This window comes from Gluconacetobacter diazotrophicus PA1 5, assembly GCF_000067045.1.
GTDB lineage: Bacteria > Pseudomonadota > Alphaproteobacteria > Acetobacterales > Acetobacteraceae > Gluconacetobacter > Gluconacetobacter diazotrophicus.
Window position 1 is genome coordinate 1,819,188 of sequence record NC_010125.1, and the last position, 25,646, is coordinate 1,844,833.

Consider the following 25,646-nt stretch of genomic DNA (forward strand, 5'->3'; position numbering starts at 1 on the left):
CAGCCTCGGAAAAAAGGGGAAAGACCCGACGCGTGGTAGCGGCGGACGGATTTGAACCGCCGACCAAGGGATTATGATTCCCCTGCTCTACCGCTGAGCTACGCCGCCATCGCGTCGGGTGGGTTGGGAGATATCCCCCCCGTTGCGCAAAGTCAACCCGTGCATCGCGATTGATGCGATGCTTCCCACCGTGGTTAAAGAAAACCATCCTTTCCATTGATATGGCTTTGTTCATGCACAGTCTGCCACCCCGATGCCGCGCCGCAAGACCGGAGCAGAATTCGTGAAAGACGCGTTTATCGACCTGCTGACCGACATTCGGAAATCGTTCGGATGGCTTCCCGGCTCCGTGGCCTCGGTCCTGGTGCTGTGTGCCGCCGCCGTGATGGCCGAACTCTGCAGCCGGGTCGTGACCAAGCTGATCCTGCGCATACCGGGGCAGAAGCGCGGGGCCTTCGTCCGCACCTTCACCCTGGCCATGCAGCGGCCGGCGCGGGTCATGCTGGCGATCATCTTCGTCGGCACCGCGTTGCCGGCGTCCGGCCTGTCGTACGAGACCATGCATCGGGCCGCGCACGGGTTGCTGGTGCTGTTCGTGCTGATGGTGGGCTACGCCGCCATCGTGGCCATGCGAATCCTGTCCGACGCCTATCTGCTCCGGATCAACGGCAAGGAGGACCGCGACGACATCCTGTCGCGGACCCACATGACGCAGGTGCGCGTGCTGCGGCGCATGGCGGATATCCTGGTCGGGCTGCTGACGGTGGGCTCGGCGCTGATGACGTTCGAATCGGTGCGGGAATACGGGCTCAGCCTGTTCGCCTCGGCGGGTGCGGCCTCGGTCGTGGTCGGTCTGGCGGCGCGGCCGCTGCTGACCAACCTGATCGCCGGCATGCAGATCGCCATGACCCAGCCGATCCGCATGGAAGACCTGATCATCATCAATGGCGACTGGGCGTGGGTCGAGGAAATCACCGCGACCTATGTCGTGCTGCGGGTCTGGGACTGGCGCCGGCACATCGTGCCGATTTCCTGGTTCCTGGAAAACCCGTTCCAGAACTGGACCCACAATTCGGCGGCCCTGATCGGGGTGGTGTTCCTGTACGTGGATTTCCACGCACCGATGGACCGGATTCGCGGTCGGCTGCGCGATATCGTGCAGGCAAGCCCGCTATGGGACGGCAAGGTGTTCGATGTCCAGGTGTCGGACTGCAGCACGCAGGTCATGACCATCCGCGTCATCGCCAGTGCGCGCTCGGCCATGCAGAGCTGGGATCTGCGCTGCGAGATCCGCGAGAAGATCATCCTGTTCCTGCGCGACGAATGTCCCGAGGCGCTGCCGCGCGAGCGGATGGCCCATGTCTCGTCCCCGGCCGGCCAGGACGTGCTGGGCCCGCACGGCATCCTGTCCCCCCCGATCGACCGGCCGCCGCCCGGCGCCTATACCGGCCCTCCAGGCTGATTACAGCGCGACCTCTTCACGGCCCAGCCGCGAATGGGAATGGCCGTAGAAGGCGTAGCTGAGCACGCCCAGGACGATGTAGCTGCCCAGCAGGATGGCCGGCAGCGGATCGCCGTTGGTCAGTGCCCGGATCATGTCCACGAACAGCGGCCCGGCCATGATCAGGCAGAACAGGATGCCCAGCGCAGGCGCCACGCCGATCCATACCCCGCCGACCTTGACCCCGCCCAGCGGCACGCTGAACGGCCGGTGCAGGTCGGGGCGGGCGTTGCGCTGCCAGATCACGGTGAAGCAGACGATGCCGAACGCCGTCGCGGTGCCCAGGCTGACCAGGTCGCTGATGATGTCGATCGGCAGGGTCGCGGTAGCCACGGCGACGAGGACACCCAGCACGATGGTGCCGACCCATGGCGTGCGGAAGGTCGGGTGCAGGCGGCAGAAGATCGGCGGCAGCAGCCCGTCGCGCGCAATGGTGAAGAAGATCCGCGTCTGGCCGTACAGCAGGCCCAGGATGACCGAGCACAGGCCGACGACGGCGCCCACCTTGATCATGATCGCAAGCCAGGGCTGGCCGATCGCATCCACGGCTATTGCCAGCGGATCGGCGACGCCCAGTTGCCGGAACGGCACGACCCCGATCAGCACCGTGGCCACGCAGATATAGACCAGCGTGCAGATCAGCAGTGACCCGATGATGCCCAGCGGCACGTCGCGGCGGGGATTGCGGGCCTCGGCCGACGCGGTCGAGACGGTTTCGAACCCGACATAGGCGAAGAAGATGACCGACGCGGCCCGGAAGATGCCGGGCACGCCGTAATGGAACCCGTTTTCGCGCGGCGGGATGAAGGGATTGAGGTTGGACAGGTGGACGTACCGGATGCCGAACGCCATGAACAGCATCAGTACGCCGACCTTCACGAAGACGATCAGGGTGTTGATCCGCGCCGATTCCTCGACGCCCAGGACCAGCAGTCCCGTGACGACCAGGACCGAGACCGCCCCCACCAGGCCCATCCGGGGCGCGACCAGCAGGCTGGCGCCGTGGGGGGTGGGCACGGTCTGGACCAGCGTGGTGCACAGGAAGGACGGCACATGGACGCCCAGATCGTGCAGCAGGCTGGTCGCGTATCCGGAAAATCCGGCAGCCACGCCGGCGCAGGATATGCCGTATTCCAGCAGCAGCAGCCACCCGACCGCCCAGGCCACCCCTTCGCCCATCGAAACATAGGCATAGCTGTAGGCCGAACCGGAAACCGGCATCGTCGAGGCCAGTTCGCCATACGAAAACGCGGTGAACAGGCAGGCCAGGCCGGCGACCAGGAATGACAGCAGGATGGCCGGCCCTGCGTAGGTGGCGGCGGCGGTTCCGGTCATGACATAGATCCCGGCCCCGATGGTGGAACCGATCCCGAGCATCATCAGCTGAACGGGGCCGAGCGTACGGCGCAGCCCGTGATTCTGGCTTTCGGATTCAATCTGCTGAATGGATTTCCGAAGCCGGAGGCGTTTACTGGAAAAGGAAATGAGGGACATGAACTTCAAAATAGCATGAGGGGGGGAGGGCTGTATTGCGCCAAACGAACATGGCCGCCCGGACCGAATGCGAAACGAACGGAACGAACCGAAACGGGGCGGCCGAGGCACGTCCCGTTTCGGTTCGGACGGTCGGTACGAACGATTGATTAAGGGAGGTTAATGGGGGTGGTCGCCCAGGATCGCCGCCACCGTCGGTTCGATCATGCGGGCGATGTCCTGTTGCGCCGCCGCGCTGGGGTGCAGCGGCGGGTCGGGCGGCGTCAGATGCGGGTCGAGGAAGCGCGTGGGATCGGGCGCGCCGTTCCGCTCCAGCGCCGCGCCGACGTCCTGCAGGTGCAGCCAGGGCCGGTCGCGCCGTATGTCGGCGCGCAGCATGGCGTTCAGGCGCTGCGTGTTCGCCGTGATCCATGCCGTCCGAATCGAAGGCAGGACCTCCAGCAGCAGGACCTGCGCCGCGGGAAAGCGGCCATGGATCTGGTCCACGATGCGCGTGATGCCGGGGTAGGTGTGGCCCGCGTCGATATGGACATGGCCGAAATTGTTCGCCCCCACCAGCACGACGAACAGGCGCGGGGGGGGGCGGAAATCAAGCTCGCCATGGTCCAGGCGCCACAGGACGTGGCAGGTGCTGTCCCCCTTGAAGCCCAGGTTGATGGCGTGGCGGTCGCCGTAATAATGCTGCCAGACCGGCGCGAACTGACGCCAGGGCTCGGGGCCGGTGCGCTCCCAGTTCTGGGTGATCGAATCGCCCAGCCAGACCAGGTCGAAACGACCATGCGCGATTTCGGCCTGCTTGTCGGCGAAGCGCTGGCGCCACCAGGGCGTGTCCATGCGCGACACGGGCTGGACGGCCAGGTTCGGGGGCGTCGCACGGGCGGTACCCAGGCCGGCAAGCAGCAGAAGGGGCAGTGCCAGGAGGGACCTGGCGGTCAGGCGGCGTATCATGGGGGAGGGTACGTTCAGTGGCCGAGGATGAAGAAGGAAACCGCGCCGGCCAGCACGCAGTAATAGCCGAACGGGCTCAGCGCCCATCGCTCGTGATTGTGGAAGTATCGCATCAGGAACGCGGTGCTGGCCAGTGCGGTCACGGCCGCCACCATGGCGCCGATGGTCGCGACCTGCATCTGACCCGGCGGGATGGCGACATGGCGCATGTGCAGGGCCTCGCGCACCGTGGCGGCAATGATGACCGGCTGGGCCATCAGGAACGAAAACCGCGCGGCCCCTTCATGGTTCAGGCCGCGAAACAGCGCGCCGATGATCGTGGCCCCCGACCGCGAGATGCCGGGCAGGAAGGCCAGGCACTGCCACAGGCCGATGATCGCGGCGTCGGCATAGGTCAGCGATGCGATGGCATAGCCGCCCTGGACGGGCTGGCGGCTCTTCATCCGTTCGGTCAGCAGCAGCAGCAGGCCGTTCAGGAACAGGAAGATCGCGGCATAGCGCGCGGTGCCGAACAGCGCCCGCAGCCAATGTTCCAGCAGGCCGCCGATAATGACCGCCGGAATGGTCGCCACCACCAGCAGGGCCAGGATATGGATGCTTTCGGCCTGGCGCTGGCTGCCGTCGCGGCCCCTCAGCCCCTGGAAGATGGCCGCCCAGTCATTGCGGAAATAGACCAGCAGGGCGATCGCGGTGCCCAGGTGCAGCATGACCAGGAACGGCAGGAAGATTTCGCCGTGCGGGTCGAACGCCCAGCCCAGCAGGGCGGGGACGATGACGGCATGCCCCAGGCTGCTGACCGGGAACAGCTCCGTCGCCCCCTGGAGGATCGCGATCACGATGGCTTGGATGAGTGTCATTGTCCGGCTGTCCATGGCGAATTAGAATGTCGTCGTGCCTTACTTTCCGGGTGCCCGGCAAGTCTGTACCGTAGCGCCGCGAATGATCGGCCCGACAGGAATAAGGAGGAACGTTTGGCGCGAGAAAATGGCAGCGCGATTGTTTTCAGCGGATTGGTCTTGCTGGTGGCCGGGGCATTCTATGCCTATGCCCGTGCCTCGCAGGTCGATCTGGGGAATGATCGCTATGCGCTGTCCGCCCGATTCATATCGGCCAACGGATTGCATGTGGGGGCCGAGGTGCAGTTGGCGGGCGTTCCCGTCGGGCGCGTGACCGCCATCGCGCTGGACCCCGCGACGGCCATGGCGAATGTGGGCTTCACGCTCGATCGCGACCTGTCCCTGCCGGCCGATTCCGGCGTGATGATCGGCAGCGCGACCATGACGGGCGACGATGCGCTGATGGTGGTGCCGGGAAAGGCCCCGGCGCGGCTGCCCCCCGGCGCGGTCATCACCAACGCGCAGGAGGCCGTCAGCCTGGAACAGCAGGTCAGCAACTACATCTTCGGCAATGGCGGTCTGCCGTCCGATTCAATGCAGTAAAAACAGTATCCTAGTCGTTCAGGGGGTAGGAGGCGAGCAGCCGCCTCTGCTGGCGCCAGTAATGCAGCATGGTGAAGGCGCCGCTGGTCCGCCATCCGGCCTTCTTCTTCTTGGCGCCGATGCGGAAGGTCTCGCGGTAATGCGTGAACTGCGCCGCATAGGCCTCGCGCAGGGTGGTGCGCGAATCCCAGATATGGGTCGCTTCGGACCCCACGCCGTTGATCTCGATGATTTCGAACCCCCGGCCCAGGCGCAGGGCGGCGATGGATTCGAACTTCAGGTCGATCCGGCCGAAATGGAAATCGGGGATATCCTGCATGATCCGGTCGATCTGCTCGACCAGGGCCGGGGTGATGTCGTCCGCGCCGTTGCGGAAGATCGACCCCTTGCTGTGATTCCCGGCGAAGACCAGCCGCAGCGGCATGCCCGCCGGCAGGACCTCATGCACCCGATCGCCCAGGCGGGGCAGATACAGATGCGGCACCAGGCGCGTGCGCGCGTCGGCATCGATCAGTTGTCGCACCGTGGACCGGCCGTCGCCGACGATGACCGGTGCCTCCTTGTAGGTCAGCGAGGATATCCGGCCCCGGTCCTCGTCTGGGTGGCGGATATAGAACACGCCGGCCTCGTGCTCGAACGGGATCAGCCGCTGCATGACCAGGGGGGTATCGGGCGGGTACAGCGCCACCGCCGCGACCAGTTCGTCCGGGGTCGTGACCAGCTTCACCCCGGCGCCGTTGCAGCCGATATCGGGCTTCACCACCACCGGCAGCGCCAGCCCGCCGCGATCCAGCGCCGCCAGGGCGGCCGCGCCGTCATCGGCCGAACCGGTGGTGACCGAGACATAGGGCGCGATCCAGCGCCGCGCCGTCTCGCCCGCCATGTCCAGGATGCTGGTCTTGCTTTCGCCGCACAGGCCGCCGGTCAGGATGCGGGGATTGGCCGCGGTCGGCAGGCTGAAATCCCGGTGCCACAGGCCCAGCAGGATCCAGTACAGCACGACCGGGGTATAGATGGCCCAGCCCGGCCAGAATTCGAACATCGACAGCGGCGCGGGCTGCCGTGCCGCATCCCCCCCCGTCTTGGCCCGGCTGGAAGCGGCGGTCGGGGCATGGTTCATCGAGAGGGACTCCGCACACTGGCCACGATCCGGCCAACCAGAATGATGGTCAGGACGAATCCCCCCATGCCCAGCCATTTCCATTCCCCCAGATGGTCGATCAGGAAATGGCCGACCTGTAGCGATACAGCGAACAGCAGGGTTGTCCAGATCAGCGTCGCCAGAACGGCCGCCAGCGCGAATCGACCCACGCTGGCGCCGAAGAATCCGCAGGCGGTGTAGAGCGGCAGGCGCGCGCCGGGGATGAACCGGCTGACGAAGACGATGCGGAAGACATTGCGCCCGAACCAGGTCTGCCCGTTGCCGTCCTGAGGCACGGCGACCCAACGCCGGGCCGGCGGCCACAGCGCGGCCAGCCGCCCCAGCCCGTACAGCCCCAGGTCGCCGACCACGATGCCGACATACAGCGCTACCAGCGCCACGGGGATGGCGATCTGGCCGGTCTGGACCTCCATCGCCGTCAGGATGGTGGCCGCGTCTTCCAGGATGAAGGTGCCGATGATGATCGCCAGCGCCTGGATGACGGGCGAAGTGCCGGCCGCGGCCAGCAGGTCGGGAAGTGAGGGAAACATGACCGGGACAGGGCCGTTCAGCGTGGGATTGGCCGGAAGAGACGGGTCGGAATCCTCACTGCATCAAAACCTCTTGCCCAGAAACCCTTGCCCTGAAAATCCTTGGCCAGGGGCCCGTCCAGCGCGGGCACCGGACAGACCGGCGGAGGCCGCGCCCGGGGTGGGGCCCTTGTGGCACGCTTCGCCGCCGCCGACAAATCGCCTGCGGGCGACGGCAAATTCCGCCGCCGGACAGCGCGTGGTTGCCCCAGGCAAGGATTGAAAGGCCGGCGGGGAATGTGGCACAGCTTGCATCATGATCCGACGACGTGACTTCCTGATGTCAGCCTCGGCCACCTGCGCGGCCGGTGGCATCGGCATGGCCGCGTCGGCGCGGGCCGACAGCGCCCCTGCTGCATCCTATGCGGCCTTCCTGGCCGGGGTGCGGGCCGAGGCCGTTTCCCATGGCCTGTCGGCCGCGATCGTCGATCGCGCCCTGGCGCTGGAGGCGCCGAACGCGCGCGTCCTGCAACTGGACCAGCACCAGCCCGAATTCACCCTGACCTGGGCGCAGTACCGACAGCGCGTGCTGACGCCCAAGAAGGTCGCCGACGGCCGCGTGGCGGCGGGGGCACGGCGCGCGCTGCTGGCGGAGGTCGGCCGGCATTTCGGCGTGGACCCGCAGCCGCTGATGGGAATCTGGGGGTTGGAATCCGCCTACGGCACGCGTACGGGCACCTTCCAGATCCCCGACGCCCTGGCGACCCTGGCCTATGACGGGCGGCGCGCGTCGTTCTTTCGCGGCGAACTGATGAATGCGCTGCGCATCCTGGACCATGGCGACGTCACGCCCGATTCCATGACCGGCAGCTATGCCGGTGCGATGGGACAGCCGCAGTTCATGCCCAGCGCCTATCTGCGCTACGCCGTCGACTATACCGGCAGCGGCCGGCGCGACATCTGGACCAGCGAGCCCGACGTCTTCGCCTCGATCGCCAATTACCTGGCCCGTTGCGGCTGGTCGGCCGGCGAGCCCTGGGGCCAGGAAATCTCGGTTCCCACGCGGCTGGCGCAGGCCGATCTGGGGCGGGGCAGGGTGCGTACCCTGGCCGACTGGATGGCGCAGGGCGTGCGGCGGCTGGACGGGCGGCGTTTCTCGCGCCCCGATATCAGCGGCGCGGTGATCCGGCCGGACGGACCGGGCGGCGAGGCCTTCATGGTCTATCGCAATTTTTCGGTCATCCGGCGCTACAATCCATCCGATTTCTACGCGCTGGCGGTCGGGCTGCTGGGCCACGACGTCACGTGACGCGCCGGGCCGTTCCCACGGTAATGGCCGCGCTGGGACTGCTGGGCTGCCATCGGGCGGAGCCCGGGCTGCCCCCTGCGGCGCCGCATTACGTCGTCGGCGCGCCGTACCAGATGGACGGCGTGTGGTACTACCCGCACGAGGATTTCTCCTATCAGGCGACCGGCCTGGCCGTCGCCGACCCGGACCGCACGCCCTACGTCACGGCGGATGGCGAGCATTACAGCCCCGATGCCCTGACCGGCCGCCATGCGACGCTGCAGCTTCCGGCCATCGTCACGGTGCGCAACCTGGAAAACGGGCGTGAAATCACCATCCGGGTGAATGACCGGGGACCGGATTCGCCGGGCCGGCTGATCGGCCTGTCGCCCAGGGCCGCCGCCCTGCTGGGGATCGGCAGCAATCCGGTGCGGGTCGCGGTCACGGGACTGGAAGCGCAGAACGAGCAACTGGCCGAGGGTCTGCCGGGCACCCAGCACCTGGATATCGCGGCGGCGCCGGCCGGCCAGGTCCGTGCCGAATCGCTGGACCATCCGGGCAGCGGGGCCACGATCGTCGGCGCCCCCGGCGGGACGGTGGGGGCGGCGGATATCTCGGCCCTGATGGGCGACCTGCCTCCCAGCGTGCGCCAGGGCTATGTGGTGGGCGGGCTGCTGTGGGTCGATGCCGGCACGTTTTCGACCCTGCGCTATGCCGAACTGTCGGCCGCGCGGACCGGCGGCCGCGTCGTGCCGGTCCAGGAACACGGACGGGCGCTGTGGCGGGTCCATGTCGGGCCGTTCATGAACGCGACCGACGCCGACCGCGCACTGGACCAGCTTATGGGCGCCGGAGTAACCGGTGCCCGGATCGTCGTCGAATAGGGATGAACGTGCAGACCCGAAGGTTCCTCATGGCTGGGACGGCCTCGCTGGCCGCCACCGGTTCTCTTGCGGTTGCGGCGCCGCGCCGGCACCACGCGCATGGCGCGCCGTCCCCCCAGCCCGCCCCGACCGGCGGAGCGAATGCGGAGGACGGCACCGATGCCGCCGACGCGGCGGCCCCCGCCGGGCCGCCGGCCGCCACCCCCATCGGTCCGCTGGACACCGTGGCGCGCTGGGCCTGCATCCTGGACGTCACGACCGGATCGGTCCTGCTGGAAAAGGCGGCGGACGAGCGGATGCCGCCGTCCTCGCTGACCAAGATGATGACGGCCTATATCGTCTTCGGCATGCTGAAATCCGGCCGACTGAAGCTGGACCAGATGCTGCCGGTCAGCGAGAAGGCGTGGCGTATGCAGGGGTCCAAGATGTTCGTGCCCCTGGGGCAGAGCATCGCGGTCCAGGACCTGATCCAGGGCATGGTCATCCAGTCGGGCAACGACGCGTGCATCGTGCTGGCCGAAGGCGTGGCGGGGTCCGAGGAACAGTTCGTCGCCCAGATGAACGACATGGCGGCGCGTATCGGCCTGTCCAATTCGCATTTCATGAACGCCACCGGCTGGCCGGCCGACAATCACTACATGTCGGCGCGCGACGTCGCGCAACTGGCGGTACGGCTGATCCGCGACTTCCCGGAATATTATCACTTCTTTTCCGAGAAGGATTACCGGTTCAACAAGATCTCGCAGGGCAACCGCAACGTGCTGGTGGACAAGGGGCTGGCCGACGGGCTGAAGACCGGCCACACCGATGCCGGCGGGTTCGGGCTGTGCGCCAGCGCCGACCGGGGCGGCAACCGGGTGGTCCTGTCGCTGAACGGCATGCCGTCCAGCAACGCCCGCGCGCATGAAGGCGAGCGCCTGCTGGAATGGTCGTTCGCGAATTTCGAGAACGCGACCCTGTTCCGCAAGGGCGACATCGTCGAACAGGCATCGGTGTGGCTGGGCACGCAGCCCACCGTGCCCCTGGTCGCCACGCGGGATATCGTCATGACCCTGCCGCATGGCTGGCGGTCGCGGGCGCATATCGGGGTGGATTACCAGGCCCCGGTGGCCGCCCCCGTGGCGGCAGGGCAGGTGCTGGGCGACCTGGTGATCAGCAATCCGGGCCTGGCCGATATCCGCATGCCCCTGGTGGCGGGGCAGGGCGTGCCGCGCCTGGGCCTGTTCGCCCGGGCGTCGGCGGTGCTGGGCCAGAAACTGGGCCGGCACTGAGTTCCGTGGCGGGCCTGTTCATCACCTTCGAAGGGGGCGAGGGCGCGGGGAAATCTACCCAGGCGCAGCGCCTGGAGGCGCATCTGCGCGCCGCCGGCCGCGAGGTGGTGCGCACGCGCGAACCGGGCGGCACCCCGGGGGCCGAGGCCCTGCGCCAGTTGCTGCTGTTCGGCGGGCACGACCTGTCGCTGCGGGCGGAGATCCTGGCCCATTTCGCCGCGCGCTGCGACCATGTGGACCAGTTGATCCGCCCGGCGCTGGCGCGCGGCGCGGTCGTCATCTGCGACCGCTTCATCGATTCCACCCTGGCCTATCAGGGCTACGGGCTGGGTCGCGCCGATCCGGGGATCCTGCACCTGATCGCGGTGCTGGGCGCCCAGGTGGGGCTGGCGCCCGACCTGACGCTGGTCCTGATGCTGGAGCGGGCCGGCGCGCTGGCCCGCCTGCGCGCGCGCGGCGGCCCGGCGGACAGGTACGAGGCCGCCGACGAAGCCTTCCACGCCCGCGTCGCGGACGGATTCGACACCATCGCGCGGGCCGAGGCCGGGCGCTGCGTCACGATCGCGGCCGACCGGCCGGTGGATGTGGTCGCGGGCGACATCGCCCGCCTGGTGGACGCAAGGCTGGAAACGGATGCCCCCGGCGCCGCGTGACGCTCCGGACCTGGTGGGGCAGCAGGAAGCGCGACGCGCGTTCGAGGACGCGCTTCGCACCGGGCGGCTGCATCACGCCTGGCTGCTGACCGGCACCGAGGGCATCGGCAAGGCGACGATGGCCTTCTGGATGGCGCGGCTGCTGCTGAAGGGGACGGACCCCGACAGTCCCGCCGCACGGCGGATCGCCGCCGGCAGCCATGCCGACCTGCTGACCATCGCCCGGGGGGTGGATGAAAAGCGGCAGCGCCTGCGCGCTGAAATCGTGGCCGACGACGTGCGGCCGATCGGCCAGTTCCTGCACCGCACGGCAGCCGAGGATGGCTGGCGCGTCGTGATCGTGGACGGCGCGGAATACATGAACCGCAGCGCCGCCAACGCGATCCTGAAACTGCTGGAGGAACCGCCCCCGCGCGCCATCCTGATCCTGACCTGCGCCACGCCGGGGCGCCTGCTGCCGACGATCCGCAGCCGGTGCCGGACGCTGAAGCTGGGCCCGCTGTCGCCCGCCGACATGCATGCCGTCCTGTCCACGGTTGTCGAGGACGCGGCCCCCGACGACATCGCGCGCGTCGTGCCGCTGGCCCATGGATCGCCGGGCCGGGCGCTGGCGTTGCTGGCGGGTGACGGCGGCGCGCTGGGCGCCCTGGTCGCGCGCGTGATGGACGCGCCGGCAGGCCCGGGAGCCATGCGGGAAGGAGAGATGTACGAGATTGCGGAAGCGGTCCTGAAGCGGGAGAATGGCTTTTCCGTCTTCTTCGATCTGCTGTGCGATGCCATATCGGTGCGCACCCGCGCCGCCGTGCGCGGCACGATCCCGGCGGAAAGGCCGGCCGACCGCATGGTCGATCTCTGGCGTCGTCTGGTCCATCTGCGGGCCGAGACGGAACAGTTCAATCTGGATAAACATCAGGCCATCCTGAGCGGCCTGACATTGGTGAGTGGAATATGACCCGGCGCTATTACGTCACGACACCGATCTATTATGTGAACGGGGCGCCCCATATCGGCCACGCCTATACATCGGTCGCCGCCGACATCGTGGCGCGGTTCAAGCGGCTGGCGGGTTTCGACGTCTTCTTCCTGACCGGCACGGACGAACACGGCCAGAAGGTGGAACAGGCCGCCCAGGCGGCGGGCCTGGCCCCGATCGCGTTCGCGGACCGCGTTTCAGCCGATTTCCGCGCGATGTACGACGTGATGAACGTCTCGTACGACGATTTCATCCGCACCACCGAACCGCGTCACATCGCCGGCGCCACGGCCCTGTGGGAGAGGATCGCGGCGAACGGCCATATCTACCTGGGTGCGTACGAGGGCTGGTACGCCCTGCGCGACGAAAGCTTCTATAACGAGGACGAACTGGTTACCCAGCCCGACGGCACCCGGGTCGCGCCGACCGGCGCCCCGGTCGAATGGGTCCGCGAGCCGTCCTATTTCTTCCGCCTGTCCGCCTTCGCCGACCGGCTGCTGGACCTGTACGAAACCCGCCCGGGCTTCGTGGAGCCCGCGTCGCGGCGCAACGAGGTCGCAAGCTTCGTCCGCCAGGGCCTGCGCGACCTGTCGATCAGCCGCACCAGCTTCCGCTGGGGCATTCCGGTGCCCGGCGATGCCGATCACGTGATGTATGTCTGGGTCGACGCGCTGGCCAACTACCTGTCCGCGATCGGCTTTCCCGACGCCCGCAACCCGCGCGCGGGCTTCTGGCCGGCGAACCTGCACCTGGTGGGCAAGGACATCGTCCGCTTCCACGCCATCTACTGGCCGGCGCTGCTGATGGCGGCGGGTCTGGACCTGCCGGACTGCGTCTTCTCGCACGGATGGTGGACCATCGAGGGCGAGAAGATGAGCAAGTCGCTGGGCAATGTCGTCGATCCGCGCGACCTGGTGGCGGAATTCGGCCTGGACCCGGTGCGCTTCTTCCTGATGCGCGAAATGCCCTTCGGCGGTGACAGCGACCTGAGCCGCAAGGCCATCATCAACCGGATGAATGTCGAACTGGCCAACGACCTGGGCAACCTGGCGCAGCGCACGCTGTCGCAGGTGGCGCGCAATTGCGGCGGGCTGCTGCCGGAGCAGGGCACGCGGACCGACGACGACATCGCGCTGCTGGCGCAGGCCGACCTGCTGCCGACCCTGATGCACGAACAGATCGACCGCCGCGCCCTGACCGACGCGCTGGAAGAGGTCTGGCGCGTCATCCGCGCCTGCAACGCCTATATCGACCGCCAGGCCCCGTGGGCGCTGAAGAAGACCGATCCCGACCGGATGGCGGTGGTGCTGCGCGTGCTGGTCGATGCCCTGCGCGGCATCGGCACCATGCTGCAGCCCTACATGCCCGGCAGCATGGATGCGCTGCTGACGCAGCTTGGCGTGGCGGAGGACGAGCGCGATTTCGCGTCCCTGGCCACGCCGCTGCCGGGCGGACGCGCCCTGCCGCCGCCGCAGGGGATCTTTCCCCGTTACGTGGAGGCCGAGGCGCAATGACGGGACTGATCGATTCGCACTGCCATCTGGACCATTTCACGGATGACGAGATCCCGGACCTGCTGGACAGGGCGCGCCAGGCCGGGGTCGAAGGGATGGTGACGATCGGCACCCGCCTGTCGCGCGCGGCGCAGCAGAAGGACCTGACCCGCTTCAGCCGCCCGGACCTGCGGGTGTGGTGCACGGTGGGCACGCACCCGGACCATGTGGACGAATGCACGGTCGCGGACGCGGCCGGTATCGTGGCCCTGGCCGACGATCCGCGCGTGGTGGGAATCGGTGAGACGGGCCTGGATTACTTTCACGGGGCCGAATCCGTGCGGCCGTTGCAGCAGGCGCGCTTTCGCGCCCATATCGCGGCCGCGCGGCAGATGGACCTGCCGCTGGTCATCCATGCCCGCGATGCCGATGAGGATGTCGCCGAGATCCTGCGGGACGAAGTGGAGTCCCACGGCCCGTTCCGCTTCCTGCTGCACTGCTTCGCCTCGGGTCCCGACCTGGCGCGGGTGGGGCTGGAACTGGGGGGGTATGTCAGCTTCTCCGGTATCCTGACCTTTCCGAAATCGGATGCGCTGCGTGCCGTGGCACGGGACATTCCCCAGGACAGGCTGCTGGTGGAAACCGATTCGCCCTATCTGGCCCCGGTGCCGCAGCGGGGGCGCAAGAACGAGCCGGGTTTCGTCGCCCACACGGCGCGCCGGCTGGCGGAAGTACGGGACATGACGCCCGAAAGCCTGGCCGAGGTCACGACCGCGAACTTCCACCGGCTGTTCAGCCGGGCGGCCTGACCGATGGAACTGATCGTCCTGGGATGCGGCGGGTCGGCGGGGGTGCCGATGATCGGCGGCCCCGACGGCGCTGGCGACTGGGGCGTCTGCGATCCGGCGGAACCCCGCAACCGCCGCACCCGCGCATCCGTCCTGCTGCGGGGCGGGGACGGGGCGGTGCTGCTGGATACCGGCCCCGATCTGCGTGACCAGTTGCTGGCCCAGCGGATCGACCGGTTCGACGCGATCCTCTACACCCACGCCCATGCCGATCACATCGCGGGGCTGGACGAGGTCCGCGCCATCAACCGGGTGATCGACCGGCCGCTGCCGGTCTATGGCACGCCCCCGGTGCTGACCGACCTGGAAAACCGCTTCAATTACGCGTTTCGCCCCTGGTCCCCGCCCGGATTCTATCGCCCGGTGGTGGTGCCGCATGTCGTGCATGCCGGCCAGACGCTGGAGGTCGCGGGCCTGCATCTGCGCCTGTTCGAGCAGATACACGGCCGCACCCTGTCGCTGGGAGTGCGCTGCGGCACGATCGCCTATTCCACCGACGTGGTCGAACTGCTGGACGAGGCGTTCGCGGCGCTGGCCGGGATCGAAACCTGGGTGGTGGACTGCTTCCAGCGTTCTGCCGCCCATAGCGCGCATGCGTGGCTGGACCGGGTCCTGGAATGGCGGGCCCGGATCGCGCCGCGCCGGGTGATCCTGACCCATATGGGCCCCGACATGGACTGGGCCTGGATGCGGGCCAACCTGCCGGACGGGGTCGAGGCCGCGTTCGACGGCATGCGCGTCGCCTTTCACTGACCCGGGTCACTGACCCGGGCCGCCGACCCCGGTTTTGCAAAACCCGTGCAGGCTGCCGAGCATTTTGCAGCGACGCGCGATTTAGGTTGAATCGCACGCGGCGGGAGCGATACCGTTGGCTGTGACGACCCTGAGAGTCCGCTGCCCCGTCATCCCGCGATTTCGCCCTGGCCGATCCGCCTGGCCGAATCGCCCCGATCCGGGGCCGTGACGCGCCAACCCGCCTGAAAAGGGCCCGCCACCTGAAGGGGGATGTGCATTGAATGGCAGACTGACGACAACACAAGGCTGACGCTTCTCCCCGGACGGGGATCGCACCCCGCCCCGGGAACATTGTCCATGATACATGGTCGACCAGGGTCGTGACAGATCCTGGCGACGGTTCGGAGACATCTGCCGATGGTTTCTGATATCAACGTGTTTTCTCTGGCGACCGCGATGCGGGACCAGCGCCGCGAAGTCGAGATGAGTCTGTCCGACTATCTCGAACAGTGCCGCACGGACCCGTCCTGCTACGCGACCGCGGCGGAACGCATGCTCAAGGCGATCGGCGAGCCACGAACCGTCGATACGTCCCGCGATCCGCGCCTGTCACGCATCTTCATGAACCGCACCCTGCGGATCTATCCCGCCTTCTCGGATTTCTACGGCATGGAGGAGACGATCGAGCAGATCGTCGGCTTCTTCCGGCACGCGGCGCAGGGGCTCGAGGAACGCAAGCAGATCCTCTATCTGCTCGGCCCCGTCGGTGGCGGCAAATCGTCGCTGGGCGAACGGCTGAAGGCCCTGATGGAGAAGGAGCCGATCTACGTGCTCAAGGCCGGGCGGCATATCAGCCCGGTGTTCGAAAGCCCGCTGGGCGTGTTCGATCCCGACCGCATGGCCGGCGTGCTGGAGGAGCGGTACGGCATTCCCCGCCGGCTGCTGGGCGGCGTCGCCAGCCCCTGGGCGCTGAAACGGCTGGAGGATTTCGACGGCGACCTGTCTCGCTTCAGCGTGGAGAAGCTGCATCCCTCGCGCCTGCGCCACATCGCCATCGCCAAGACCGAACCGGGCGACGACAACAACCAGGACGTGTCCGCCCTGGTGGGCAAGGTCTATATCCGGCAACTGGAGCATTTCAGCCAGAACGATCCCGACGCCTACAGCTTCTCGGGCGGCCTGAACCGCGCGAACCAGGGGCTGCTGGAATTCGTCGAGATGTTCAAGGCGCCGATCAAGATGCTGCACCCCCTGCTGACCGCGACGCAGGAAGGCAACTATGTCGGCACCGAGAATATCGGCAGCATCCCGTTCACCGGCGTGATCCTGGCCCATTCGAACGAGGCCGAATGGCAGACCTTCCGCAACAACCGCACGAACGAGGCCTTCCTGGACCGCGTCTGCGTCATCAAGGTGCCGTACTGCCTGCGGGTGACCGAGGAAACCCGGATCTATGAAAAGCTGGTCCAGTCCTCCAGCCTGGCCGAGGCCCCGTGCGCGCCCAACACGCTGGAAATGCTGGCCCGCTTCGCGGTGCTGTCGCGGCTGAAGCCGCACCCGAATTCGGCGCAGTTCGCCAAGATGCGGGTCTATGACGGCGAAAACATCCGCGAGACCGACCCCAAGGCCCGCACCATGCAGGAATATCGCGATGCGGCCGGCGTGGACGAGGGCATGGACGGGATTTCCACCCGCTTCGCCTACAAGGTGCTGTCCGCGACCTTCAACCATGATTCGGCCGAGATTTCGGCCGATCCGGTGCATCTGATGTATGTGCTGGAACAGGCGGTCCGGCGCGAGCAGTTCCCGCCCGAGGTCGAGGCCACCTACCTGGCGACCCTGAAGTCGGAACTGGCCGGCCGGTACGCCGAATTCCTGGGGCACGAGATCCAGAAGGCCTATCTGGAAAGCTACAACGACTACGGCCAGAACCTGTTCGACCGTTATCTGGACTACGCCGACGCATGGATCGAGGACCAGGATTTCAAGGACCCCGATACCGGGCAGATGCTGAACCGGGAACTGCTGAACGCCGAGCTGACCAAGATCGAGAAGCCGGCGGGCATCGCCAATCCCAAGGATTTCCGGAACGAGGTGGTCAAGTTCTCGCTGCGCGCGCGGGCGGGCAATGGGGGACGCAACCCGTCATGGACGTCCTACGAGAAGATCCGCGACGTGATCGAGAAACGGATGTTCAGCCAGGTCGAGGACCTGCTGCCGGTCATCAGCTTCGGGTCCAAGAAGGACGGGGAAACCGAGCGCAAGCATGACGAGTTCGTCGAGCGGATGGTCTCGCGCGGATATACGGAACGACAGGTCCGCAGGCTCGTTGAGTGGTACATGCGGGTCAAGCAGTCTGCGTGAACGGGAATGGTGTCGCCCAGTGGATATTATCGACAGACGTCCCAATCCCCATGGGAAGAATATCGAAAATCGGCGGCGCGTGCTGCAGCGCGCCCGTGCCGCCGTGCAGAAGGCCGTGCGCGATTCGGTCGCGCGCGGCAAGATCAGGGAGGTCGGGCAGGGAAATGCGGTGTCGATCCCGTCGGACGCGCTGCATGAGCCCACCTTCCACCGCGTCTTTTCCGAGGGTGTGCGCGAGATCGTGCTCACCGGTAACCGCGAGTTCTCGCGCGGGGACCGGCTGCAACGCCCGCCGGGCGGCGTAGGGCAGGGCGGTGGCGGCGAAGGGCAGGGCGGCGAAAAGGGGGGCGGCGAGGATTCCTTCCGCTTCGTGCTGAGCCGCGACGAATTCCTGGACCTGTTCTTCGACGACCTGGAACTGCCGGACCTGGTCAAGCGCGAGATCGCGGCCACCGAGACCAGCAAGCCCACCCGCAGCGGGCTGAGCAACGAGGGCGCGCCGTCGCACCTGGATCTGGGGCGGACGATGCGGCGGTCGATCGCCCGGCGCATCGGGCTGGGCCGTCCCAAGCCCGACGACCTGCGCGAGATCGAGGCCCGGATCGCCGAACTGGAGGACCGCCGGCCCCTGGGGACCGAGGATCTGGACGAACTGGAATCCCTGTGCGAACGCCGGGGCACGCTGCGCCAGCGCCTGGCACGGATTCCGTGGGTCGATCCGGTCGATCTGCGGTTCCGCCGCTATACCGTCGTGCCGCAGCCGGCGACGCGGGCCGTGATGTTCTGCATCATGGACGTCTCGGGCTCGATGACCGAGCGGATGAAGGACCTGGCGAAGCAGTTCTTCCTGCTGCTGCACGTCTTTCTGGAGCGGCGGTACAAGAAGGTCGAAATCGTCTTCATCCGCCACGCCGAAAGCGCCGAGGAGGTGGACGAGGAAACCTTCTTCCACGATCCGCGCACCGGCGGGACCATCGTGTCCTCGGCGCTGGAACTGATGTCCAGCATCCAGCGCGAGCGCTTTCCGTCGGGAAGCTGGAACATCTATGTCGCGCAGGCGTCGGACGGCGACAATGCGTCGTCCGACACCACCCGGACCGCCAGCCTGCTGCGGGACGAGATCCTGCCGGCGGTCCAGTACTATGCCTATATCGAAATCACGGGCTCGGGGGCGGTTATCCGTGGCGAGACCGACCTGTGGCGCAGCTACCGGACGATCGCGGATGAAAACGACCACCTGGCGATCCGGCAGGTCGGCGACCGCAAGGAAATCTTCCCCGTTTTCCGCGAACTGTTTTCCCGACAGCACGACACGGCGGAGGCATGATGAACCAGATCACGCCCAAAGGCGGTGGGGATGGGGGCGGCGCCCGGCCGGGCGGCCTGCTCTATTCCGGCAATGACTGGAACTTCCAGATCCTCCGCGATTGCTACGATGCGATCGCCGAGATCGCGGACAAGGAACTGGGGCTGGAACTCTATGCCAACCGGATCGAGATCATCACGTCCGAACAGATGCTGGACGTCTATACCTCGCACGGGATGCCGCTGGGGTACAAGCACTGGTCGTTCGGCAAGCGCTTCATCGGGCATGAAAACGCCTATCGCCGCGGACTGATGGGCCTGGCCTACGAGGTCGTCATCAATTCCGATCCCTGCATCAACTATCTGATGGAGGAAAATTCGGCGACGATGCAGGCGCTGGTCATCGCCCACGCCGCGTTCGGCCATAACCATTTTTTCCGCAACAACCGGCTGTTCCGCGAATGGACGGACCCGTCGGAGATTTTGGACTACCTGGAATTCGCCCGCGGCTTCATCGCGCGGTGCGAGGAACGGCACGGCGTGCGCGCGGTGGAGCGAATCCTGGATGCCGCCCACGCCCTGCAGAACCAGGGCGTCCACCGTCATTCGGGCGCCCGCAAGCTGGATCTGAAGGCCGAGCAGCAGCGCGCGCGCGAACGGCGCGCCTATGAAGACAGCATGTTCAACGATCTGTGGCGCACCCTGCCCACCGAACCGGCCGGCGAGGAAGGGCAGGCCGAGGGCGCCCTGGCACGGCGCCTGCTGGGCCTGCCCGAGGAAAACCTGCTCTATTTCCTGGAAAAGAACGCCCCCCGCCTGGCGTCGTGGGAGCGCGAGATCATCCGGATCGTGCGGATGGTCGCGCAATATTTCTACCCGCAGCCCCAGGTGAAGATGATGAACGAGGGCTGCGCCACCTGGGTGCATTCCTACATCATGCGCCGGCTGCATGAACTGGGCCGGATCGACGACGCGGCGTATCTGGAAGTCATCCATTCCACATCGAATGTGATCAGCCAGCCCGGTTTCGATGCCGGCGGCGGACCGTCCTTCAATCCCTACGCGCTGGGCTATGCGATGATGACCGACATCGCCCGGATCTGCGAGACACCCACCGAGGAGGACCGGACCTGGTTCCCCGATATCGCCGGCAACGGCGACCCGATCGGCACCCTGCGGCATGCCTGGGCGGAATACCGGGATGAAAGCTTCATCCAGCAATTCCTTTCCCCCAAGGTGATCCGGGATTTCCGCATGTTCCGCCTGCGCGACGACACCAGCCAGCCCTACCTGCTGGTCGACGCGATCCATGACGAGGCCGGATATCGCGACATCCGCCGCAGCGTGGCGCTGACCTACGATCCCGGGACGTTCTATACCGAAATCGAGATCGTGGATGTGGACCTGCTGGGCGACCGCACCCTGGTGCTGGAACATCGCAGCCGCACCGGCCAGATGCTCCAGCCCGGCGATGCGCGGCAGACGCTCGATTATCTTGCATTATTATGGGGTTATGGCGTCATCCTGAAGGAAATCGACAGCCAGACCGGAACCGTCGTCACCACCCATTCGGCCAAACCATCCGCATAACGCCGGGCACGTCCCGGCGGATCGGGAAAACGGGCTGGCCTTCGCCTGCGAAAATTTGTATCGAATGGAGATCGAAACGGGAGGCGATCGGTCGTGCGCGGCCCGATTCCCGATACGATGCTGGTGTGGCGAGAAACAAGGTTGCCGGATGATCACGCTGTCGCATTCCCCCGCCGGACGGCTTCATGCCCTCTGAGCGGCGTTACGGTGCCATCCGCCCTCTGGCCGCCCCGCTGAGCGTCGCCGCCCTGCTGGGCGCGGCGATCCTCCAGCCCCTCGTCCCCCCGTCGGGGGCCCGCGCGGCCGAACCCATCCTGCAGACCGAGGAGAGCGACATCGTGACGCTCCCGCCCGGCGGCCCGCATCGGGTCCTGGTGCAGGACGGGGTGTACCGTCACAGCAAGGACGGGCGCGTCTATGTGGTGGACCTGGACAGCGGCAAGCTGCTGGGCATGGTCCAGGCGGCGTATAACGCCAACGTCGCCGCCGACCCGGCGGGCAGGACGTTCTACGTCGCCGAGACGGCGTGGGAGCGGGGCAATCGCGGCAGGCGCCACGACATGCTGGTGGCGTACAATCCGCTGACGCTGGAACCGACGCTGGACATCGACCTGCCCAGCCGCGCGCTGATCACGCCGAAGAAGGCCGACATGGCTGTCAGCGCCGACGGGCATTACGTCTATGTCTACGATACCAGCCCGACCAATTCGGTCCACGTCTTCGACGCGGCGCGCAAGGACGTGGTGCGCACGGTGGACGTACCCGGCTGCGCGCTGGTCTATCCGTGGGGCGGGGCGGGGTTCTCCTCGATCTGCGGTGACGGATCGCTGGCCAACGTGGCGCTGGACAAGACGGCCACACCCAGCCTGACCCATACCGCGCCCTTCTTCGTGCCCGACCGCGACCCGGTCTTCGAACACAGCCCGCAGGTCGCGGCCAGCGGGCATGTCTGGTTCATTTCCTACAGCGGGCTGGTCTACGACACGACGCTCGGGCCGCAGTCGAAGATCGGCGCGCCGTGGTCGATCCAGGCTGCTGCCGGGTTGAAGCCGGCCTCCGACGCGCGGGCCCCGTTCGCGGTGACGTGGCGGCCGGGCGGGTGGCAACTGGCGGCGGTGCGGGCGCGGGATTCCCACCTGTTTATCCTGATGCATCGGGGTCCGTTCTGGACCCACAAGGACGCGGGCACCGAATTGTGGGAACTGGACCTGAAGACCCGCAAGCTGGTGCGGCGCATCCATCTGGCGGCGCCCAGCATGATGGTCGGCGTGACGCAGGACGCGGCCTCGCGCATCATGCTGACCGATGAAGCCGGGGACCTGACGGTGCTGGACGGCGCCACCGGCGCGCCGGTACGCACGATCAGGAACCTGGGCGAAGCGCTCATCTTCACCGTGGCACCAGGGGAATGACGCGCGTGACGGAGACCCGGAACGACATGGAGCGCAACGGTTTCGATCGCTTGACCGAACGGCTGGCCCGCTATCTGGCGGGCCGGTCCTCGCGACGCGGCGCGCTGGCGCGGCTGGGCGGCTGGGCGGCGTCCGTCCCGCTCTTTCCGCTGCTGCCGGTCTGGCGGGGCGACGCCCGGGCGGCGGACGCGCCCGCGGCCCCGTCGGCGGCCCCGTCACCCTTCGCGGCGAAGGCGCAGGCCAAAGACGACACGAAGTGCGATTACTGGCGGTATTGCGCCATCGACGGCAATCTGTGCACCACCTGCGGCGGCGGGGTGCATAGCTGCCCGCCCGGCACGCATCCGTCGCCGACCTCGTGGATCGGGACCTGCTTCAACCCGCAGGATCGCCGGTCGTACCTGATCGCCTATCGCGACTGCTGCGGGCAGGATGCCTGCAACGAGCAGAACTGCCTGGGTACCGACGGCGACCTGCCGACCTATCGCCCGCAGGCCAATAACGACATCATCTGGTGTTTCGGGACCGGCTCGCTTCTCTATAACTGCTCGACAGCCGCAATCGTAGGAACCGCTGAATGAAGAAAATCCTTACCCTGGCCGCCACTCTGTCCCTGGCCGGGGCGACGACCGCTTTTGCCGCGCCGGATGGCCAGGCGCTGTACGGGGCCAATTGCGGCATCTGCCACCAGGGTGGCGGCGTCGGCGCGCCGGGCCAGTTTCCGCCCCTGGCGAACCGGATCGACAAGATCGCCTCGACCCCCGAAGGCAAGAAATACGTGACCCAGGTGCTGGTGAACGGCCTGGCCGGCTCGATCCAGGCGGGGGGCGCGACCTATGTCGGCTTCATGCCCAGCTTCAAGAGCCTGCCCGACGACCAGATCGCGGCCATCCTGACCTATCTGTCGTCGCTGGGTTCGACCAAGCCCGCCCCGGTCTTCGCGGCGGCCGATCTGGCGGCGGCGCGTGCGGCGCCGATGTCGTCCTCGGCCGTGGCCGCGGCCCGAAAGACGCTGAATGCGGCGCATCCCCTTCCGTAAGTCGGTCTGGCCGGTCATCGCGGTTCTTGCGGTGGCCGGTCTTCTTCCGCCGGGGCCTGCAGCCCGGGCGCTGGACCGGACCCGCACGACCTACCTGACCAAATGCGGCGGATGTCACGGGATCGAGGGCCAGTCGGGCCAGACCTATATTCCGACCCTGCGTGACCGGATCGGGGTGCTGACCTGCACGGCGGAAGGACGGTCCTATCTGCTGGAGGTGCCTGGGGTGTCGATGTCGCTGATCCGCGACGACGCGTTGATGGCGCAGGTGATGAATTTCGTCCTGTTCGACCTCGGGGGCGCCAGCACGCCCCGGGGCACGGCGCCCTTCACCGCGCGCGAAATCCATGCCCTGCGCGGCCACCCGTTGGACACGACCGACCTGCCGACGGTGCGAGCGGCGGTGTGGGCGCGGGCGACGGCGGCCTGCGCGGCCCAAGCCGGTGGGCATTCCGGCGGGCGTTCCGGCACCTACTGACGCTTCAGGGCAGGCGGCGCGCCAGCTCGGCGATGGCGATGCGGAAGGCGTCGAACAGGTCGTCCCGCACGGCGACGTGCCCGCCGGACAGGTGGATGAATCCTTCGACCATTCCGTTCTGCAGCATGCCCTCGGAATGGGCCAGGATGCCGTCGCTGTCCTCGACCGCGCCGGACCCGACCGGGGCGTCATGCGTGACGCGCGGGCGCAGATCGTCGCCCCAGGCGGCGCGGCGATATGCGCGCACCTTCTCGGGATACGGGCGCCCATCGGTCGTATAGCCGGCCAGTGGCTTGCCCTGCGCCATCATGTAGCCGATTTCCACCGCCGTGCCCGGGTCCATGTCGGCGGCGCGGCGGAACGGGTCGATGCAGAAGATCCCGCCGGCGCAGCGATCCATCAGGGCGCGGTCGGCCATGACGATCTTCAGCATCGTCTCGGGGCCGGGGGGCAGGGATTCGATGCCGGCCTGGCCGTCGAAAGGGGCCACGCCCTCGACCCCCGCCGCGCGGCACAGCACGCGCAGCCGGTCGAAAATCGCGATCGCGCCGGGCCGGAAGACCAGGTCGCCGGCCAGATAGACGGTCTTGTTCGTGCCCATGCCCCGAAAGTTCCCTCATCCCATCCATCGGGCCGCGTCCCCGTGCGTCTTTTCCTTGCCACGACCCGATTCGCATCTTATGTGGAAGCGCCAACGGTCGGGTACCCGAGGCTCTGGGACCCATGCAATGGTTGATGAGGTTCCAGAACGATGTCTTCGCCCCATAATCCGCTATCCCATCCGCGCGTCGACGATCGCATCCGCGAGGCGCTGGCGTTCGACGACGTTCTGGTCGTCCCGGCGGAATCCAATGTCCTGCCCGGACAGACCTCGACGAAAAGCCGCCTGACGCGCCGCATCGGCCTGAATATCCCGCTGATTTCCTCGGCCATGGACACGGTGACCGAGGACGCGATGGCCATCGCCATGGCGCAGCAGGGCGGCATGGGCGTGATCCACAAGAATCTGAGCGTCGAGGAACAGGCCGAGCAGGTCCGGCGCGTGAAGCGTTTCGAATCCGGCATGGTCGTCAATCCGGTGACGGTGTGGCCCGACCAGACCCTGGCCGACGTCAATGCGATCATGTCGCGCCACGGCATCAGCGGCCTGCCGGTGATCGAGCGCGAGACCAAGCGGCTGGTCGGCATGCTGACCAACCGCGACGTCCGCTTCGCCACCGATCCCGCCCTGCGCGTGGATTCGCTGATGACGCGGGAAAACCTGGTGACCGTCGGCGCCGATGTCGGCCACGACCAGGCGCGGCAGTTGCTGCACCGCCACCGGATCGAGAAGCTGCTGGTAGTCGATGACGAAGGGCGCTGCGTCGGACTGATCACCGTCAAGGACATCGAAAAGGCGGTCCTGCACCCGCTGGCCAACAAGGATGAGATGGGGCGCCTGCGCTGCGCCGCCGCGACCGGCGTGGGCGAGGACGGGTTCACCCGCGCCCGGGCGCTGATCGAGGCCGGGGTGGATGTCGTGGTCGTCGATACCGCGCACGGCCATTCCTCGGGCGTGCTGGACACGGTGGCGCGGGTCAAGGCGGTGGATGACCGGATCCAGGTCGTCGCCGGCAACGTCGCGACGCCCGAGGCCGCCGTGGCGCTGATCGAGGCCGGGGCCGACTGCGTGAAGATCGGCATCGGCCCGGGGTCGATCTGCACCACGCGGGTCGTGGCCGGCGTGGGCGTGCCGCAGTTCAGCGCGGTGCTGGAAACCTCGGCCGCGTGCCATGAGCTGGACGTGCCAGCCATCGCCGATGGCGGCATACGGACGTCGGGCGACATCGTCAAGGCGATCGGGGCCGGGGCGGACGTGGTCATGATCGGCTCGCTGCTGGCCGGGACCGAGGAAGCGCCGGGCGAGGTGTTCCTGTATGAAGGCCGGTCCTACAAATCCTATCGCGGGATGGGCAGCCTGGGCGCCATGGCGCGCGGCTCGGCGGACCGGTATTTCCAGCAGGAGATCAAGGAAACCCACAAGATGGTCCCCGAGGGGATCGAGGGGCGCGTCGCCTACAAGGGCGGCATGGACGCCGTGGTGCACCAACTGGTCGGTGGCCTGCGCGCCGGCATGGGCTATACCGGGTCGGCCACGATCGCGGACCTGCAGGTTCGTGCGCGTTTCCGCCGCATCACGGGGGCGGGACTGCGCGAAAGCCACGTCCATGACGTGGCGATCACGCGCGAGGCGCCGAATTACCGCCGCGACTGATAGGAC

Annotated in this window: 24 protein-coding genes and 1 tRNA gene; 18 read left to right on the forward strand and 7 right to left on the reverse strand. The window is 67.4% G+C overall.

The features are described from left to right. Positions 1 to 33: 33 nt before the first annotated feature. Positions 34 to 108: transfer RNA gene (locus tag GDI_RS08495), tRNA-Met, on the reverse strand. Between the two features lie 145 nt (positions 109 to 253). Between GDI_RS08495 and GDI_RS08500 the strand changes: the two genes are divergently transcribed. Continuing rightward, entirely contained in the window at positions 254 to 1,462 is a 1,209-nt protein-coding gene (locus GDI_RS08500; RefSeq protein ID WP_012225311.1) for a mechanosensitive ion channel family protein, read from the forward strand. Here GDI_RS08500 and GDI_RS08505 read toward each other — a convergent pair whose 3' ends face one another. The 3 genes from GDI_RS08505 to GDI_RS08515 form a co-directional block, all read right to left on the reverse strand. Continuing rightward, positions 1,463 to 2,995, reverse strand: coding sequence for an APC family permease (locus GDI_RS08505; RefSeq protein ID WP_012225312.1), 1,533 nt, complete (start codon positions 2,993 to 2,995; stop codon positions 1,463 to 1,465). Between the two features lie 159 nt (positions 2,996 to 3,154). After that, entirely contained in the window at positions 3,155 to 3,943 is a 789-nt protein-coding gene (locus GDI_RS08510; RefSeq protein ID WP_012225313.1) for a GDSL-type esterase/lipase family protein, read from the reverse strand. A gap of 14 nt (positions 3,944 to 3,957) precedes the next feature. Then, positions 3,958 to 4,800, reverse strand: a complete 843-nt coding sequence (locus GDI_RS08515) for an undecaprenyl-diphosphate phosphatase (RefSeq protein WP_012552928.1) — start codon at positions 4,798 to 4,800, stop codon at positions 3,958 to 3,960. 114 nt (positions 4,801 to 4,914) lie between these two features. Between GDI_RS08515 and GDI_RS08520 the strand changes: the two genes are divergently transcribed. After that, positions 4,915 to 5,382 carry an MlaD family protein gene (locus GDI_RS08520; protein ID WP_012225320.1) on the forward strand — a complete coding sequence of 156 codons (468 nt, stop codon included), beginning with the start codon at positions 4,915 to 4,917 and terminating at the stop codon, positions 5,380 to 5,382. Between the two features lie 10 nt (positions 5,383 to 5,392). On the opposite strand, the gene GDI_RS08525 is transcribed toward GDI_RS08520, so the two are convergent. Then, complete coding sequence (locus GDI_RS08525) at positions 5,393 to 6,502, reverse strand: D-alanine--D-alanine ligase (RefSeq protein ID WP_012225321.1); 1,110 nt, start codon at positions 6,500 to 6,502, stop codon at positions 5,393 to 5,395. Beyond that, positions 6,499 to 7,074, reverse strand: coding sequence for a DedA family protein (locus GDI_RS08530; protein WP_012225323.1), 576 nt, complete (start codon positions 7,072 to 7,074; stop codon positions 6,499 to 6,501). Before GDI_RS08530 ends, GDI_RS08525 begins: the two co-directional genes overlap by 4 nt. 295 nt (positions 7,075 to 7,369) lie before the next feature. Here GDI_RS08530 and GDI_RS08535 point away from each other — a divergent pair, with 295 nt between their 5' ends. The 15 genes from GDI_RS08535 (at position 7,370) to GDI_RS08605 (ending at position 23,386) form a co-directional block, all read left to right on the forward strand. Next, the gene (locus GDI_RS08535; protein WP_012225326.1) at positions 7,370 to 8,362 is read left to right on the forward strand and encodes a lytic murein transglycosylase; all 993 of its coding nucleotides are present in this window, start codon (positions 7,370 to 7,372) and stop codon (positions 8,360 to 8,362) included. Further along, positions 8,359 to 9,225 carry a septal ring lytic transglycosylase RlpA family protein gene (locus GDI_RS08540; RefSeq protein WP_231854279.1) on the forward strand — a complete coding sequence of 289 codons (867 nt, stop codon included), beginning with the start codon at positions 8,359 to 8,361 and terminating at the stop codon, positions 9,223 to 9,225. Before GDI_RS08535 ends, GDI_RS08540 begins: the two co-directional genes overlap by 4 nt. Positions 9,226 to 9,227: 2 nt before the next feature. Continuing rightward, complete coding sequence (locus GDI_RS08545; RefSeq protein WP_012225337.1) at positions 9,228 to 10,496, forward strand: D-alanyl-D-alanine carboxypeptidase family protein; 1,269 nt, start codon at positions 9,228 to 9,230, stop codon at positions 10,494 to 10,496. A 5-nt stretch (positions 10,497 to 10,501) separates the two neighbouring features. Continuing rightward, positions 10,502 to 11,149, forward strand: a complete 648-nt coding sequence (tmk, locus tag GDI_RS08550; RefSeq protein ID WP_012225339.1) for a dTMP kinase — start codon at positions 10,502 to 10,504, stop codon at positions 11,147 to 11,149. Then, positions 11,130 to 12,101: a DNA polymerase III subunit delta' gene (locus GDI_RS08555; protein ID WP_012552930.1), complete on the forward strand. Its 972-nt coding sequence runs from the start codon at positions 11,130 to 11,132 to the stop codon at positions 12,099 to 12,101. The genes tmk and GDI_RS08555 overlap by 20 nt, the downstream gene beginning before the upstream one ends. Continuing rightward, positions 12,098 to 13,636 carry a methionine--tRNA ligase gene (metG, locus tag GDI_RS08560; protein WP_012225343.1) on the forward strand — a complete coding sequence of 513 codons (1,539 nt, stop codon included), beginning with the start codon at positions 12,098 to 12,100 and terminating at the stop codon, positions 13,634 to 13,636. The genes GDI_RS08555 and metG overlap by 4 nt, the downstream gene beginning before the upstream one ends. Beyond that, on the forward strand, positions 13,633 to 14,424 hold the full coding sequence (locus tag GDI_RS08565) for a TatD family hydrolase (protein ID WP_012225345.1): 792 nt from the start codon (positions 13,633 to 13,635) through the stop codon (positions 14,422 to 14,424). Before metG ends, GDI_RS08565 begins: the two co-directional genes overlap by 4 nt. A gap of 3 nt (positions 14,425 to 14,427) precedes the next feature. Further along, on the forward strand, positions 14,428 to 15,216 hold the full coding sequence (locus GDI_RS08570) for an MBL fold metallo-hydrolase (RefSeq protein WP_012225347.1): 789 nt from the start codon (positions 14,428 to 14,430) through the stop codon (positions 15,214 to 15,216). Between the two features lie 399 nt (positions 15,217 to 15,615). Then, positions 15,616 to 17,562 (forward strand): PrkA family serine protein kinase, encoded by a 1,947-nt coding sequence (locus tag GDI_RS08575; RefSeq protein ID WP_012225349.1) that lies wholly within the window; start codon positions 15,616 to 15,618, stop codon positions 17,560 to 17,562. A 19-nt stretch (positions 17,563 to 17,581) separates the two neighbouring features. Continuing rightward, on the forward strand, positions 17,582 to 18,889 hold the full coding sequence (locus GDI_RS08580; RefSeq protein WP_012225351.1) for a YeaH/YhbH family protein: 1,308 nt from the start codon (positions 17,582 to 17,584) through the stop codon (positions 18,887 to 18,889). Beyond that, positions 18,886 to 20,457, forward strand: a complete 1,572-nt coding sequence (locus tag GDI_RS08585; RefSeq protein WP_012225353.1) for a SpoVR family protein — start codon at positions 18,886 to 18,888, stop codon at positions 20,455 to 20,457. Before GDI_RS08580 ends, GDI_RS08585 begins: the two co-directional genes overlap by 4 nt. Positions 20,458 to 20,642: 185 nt before the next feature. Continuing rightward, positions 20,643 to 21,869, forward strand: coding sequence for an amine dehydrogenase large subunit (locus GDI_RS08590; RefSeq protein WP_012225355.1), 1,227 nt, complete (start codon positions 20,643 to 20,645; stop codon positions 21,867 to 21,869). Then, a complete protein-coding gene (gene mauA, locus GDI_RS08595; protein ID WP_012225357.1) occupies positions 21,866 to 22,450 on the forward strand; it encodes a methylamine dehydrogenase (amicyanin) small subunit in 585 nt (194 codons plus the stop codon). The genes GDI_RS08590 and mauA overlap by 4 nt, the downstream gene beginning before the upstream one ends. Beyond that, positions 22,447 to 22,908, forward strand: coding sequence for a c-type cytochrome (locus GDI_RS08600; protein ID WP_012225359.1), 462 nt, complete (start codon positions 22,447 to 22,449; stop codon positions 22,906 to 22,908). The genes mauA and GDI_RS08600 overlap by 4 nt, the downstream gene beginning before the upstream one ends. After that, positions 22,886 to 23,386, forward strand: coding sequence for a c-type cytochrome (locus tag GDI_RS08605; protein WP_012225360.1), 501 nt, complete (start codon positions 22,886 to 22,888; stop codon positions 23,384 to 23,386). Before GDI_RS08600 ends, GDI_RS08605 begins: the two co-directional genes overlap by 23 nt. Before the next feature lie 4 nt (positions 23,387 to 23,390). On the opposite strand, the gene GDI_RS08610 is transcribed toward GDI_RS08605, so the two are convergent. Continuing rightward, positions 23,391 to 23,987: a nucleoside 2-deoxyribosyltransferase gene (locus GDI_RS08610; protein ID WP_012225361.1), complete on the reverse strand. Its 597-nt coding sequence runs from the start codon at positions 23,985 to 23,987 to the stop codon at positions 23,391 to 23,393. 150 nt (positions 23,988 to 24,137) lie between these two features. Between GDI_RS08610 and guaB the strand changes: the two genes are divergently transcribed. Next, positions 24,138 to 25,640 (forward strand): IMP dehydrogenase, encoded by a 1,503-nt coding sequence (gene guaB, locus GDI_RS08615; RefSeq protein ID WP_012225362.1) that lies wholly within the window; start codon positions 24,138 to 24,140, stop codon positions 25,638 to 25,640. Positions 25,641 to 25,646: the final 6 nt, after the last annotated feature.

Bases quoted from the DNA above. Each gene is read 5' to 3' on its own strand.
- GDI_RS08500 (WP_012225311.1), top strand. From the start codon at position 254: ATGCCGCGCCGCAAGACCGGAGCAGAATTCGTGAAAGACGCGTTTATC.
- GDI_RS08505 (WP_012225312.1), bottom strand. From the start codon at position 2,995: ATGTCCCTCATTTCCTTTTCCAGTAAACGCCTCCGGCTTCGGAAATCC.
- GDI_RS08510 (WP_012225313.1), bottom strand. From the start codon at position 3,943: ATGATACGCCGCCTGACCGCCAGGTCCCTCCTGGCACTGCCCCTTCTG.
- GDI_RS08515 (WP_012552928.1), bottom strand. From the start codon at position 4,800: ATGACACTCATCCAAGCCATCGTGATCGCGATCCTCCAGGGGGCGACG.
- GDI_RS08525 (WP_012225321.1), bottom strand. From the start codon at position 6,502: ATGAACCATGCCCCGACCGCCGCTTCCAGCCGGGCCAAGACGGGGGGG.
- GDI_RS08530 (WP_012225323.1), bottom strand. From the start codon at position 7,074: ATGTTTCCCTCACTTCCCGACCTGCTGGCCGCGGCCGGCACTTCGCCC.
- GDI_RS08535 (WP_012225326.1), top strand. From the start codon at position 7,370: ATGATCCGACGACGTGACTTCCTGATGTCAGCCTCGGCCACCTGCGCG.
- GDI_RS08545 (WP_012225337.1), top strand. From the start codon at position 9,228: ATGAACGTGCAGACCCGAAGGTTCCTCATGGCTGGGACGGCCTCGCTG.
- GDI_RS08555 (WP_012552930.1), top strand. From the start codon at position 11,130: ATGCCCCCGGCGCCGCGTGACGCTCCGGACCTGGTGGGGCAGCAGGAA.
- metG (WP_012225343.1), top strand. From the start codon at position 12,098: ATGACCCGGCGCTATTACGTCACGACACCGATCTATTATGTGAACGGG.
- GDI_RS08565 (WP_012225345.1), top strand. From the start codon at position 13,633: ATGACGGGACTGATCGATTCGCACTGCCATCTGGACCATTTCACGGAT.
- GDI_RS08570 (WP_012225347.1), top strand. From the start codon at position 14,428: ATGGAACTGATCGTCCTGGGATGCGGCGGGTCGGCGGGGGTGCCGATG.
- GDI_RS08575 (WP_012225349.1), top strand. From the start codon at position 15,616: ATGGTTTCTGATATCAACGTGTTTTCTCTGGCGACCGCGATGCGGGAC.
- GDI_RS08585 (WP_012225353.1), top strand. From the start codon at position 18,886: ATGATGAACCAGATCACGCCCAAAGGCGGTGGGGATGGGGGCGGCGCC.
- GDI_RS08590 (WP_012225355.1), top strand. From the start codon at position 20,643: ATGCCCTCTGAGCGGCGTTACGGTGCCATCCGCCCTCTGGCCGCCCCG.
- mauA (WP_012225357.1), top strand. From the start codon at position 21,866: ATGACGCGCGTGACGGAGACCCGGAACGACATGGAGCGCAACGGTTTC.
- GDI_RS08600 (WP_012225359.1), top strand. From the start codon at position 22,447: ATGAAGAAAATCCTTACCCTGGCCGCCACTCTGTCCCTGGCCGGGGCG.
- GDI_RS08605 (WP_012225360.1), top strand. From the start codon at position 22,886: ATGCGGCGCATCCCCTTCCGTAAGTCGGTCTGGCCGGTCATCGCGGTT.
- GDI_RS08610 (WP_012225361.1), bottom strand. From the start codon at position 23,987: ATGGGCACGAACAAGACCGTCTATCTGGCCGGCGACCTGGTCTTCCGG.
- guaB (WP_012225362.1), top strand. From the start codon at position 24,138: ATGTCTTCGCCCCATAATCCGCTATCCCATCCGCGCGTCGACGATCGC.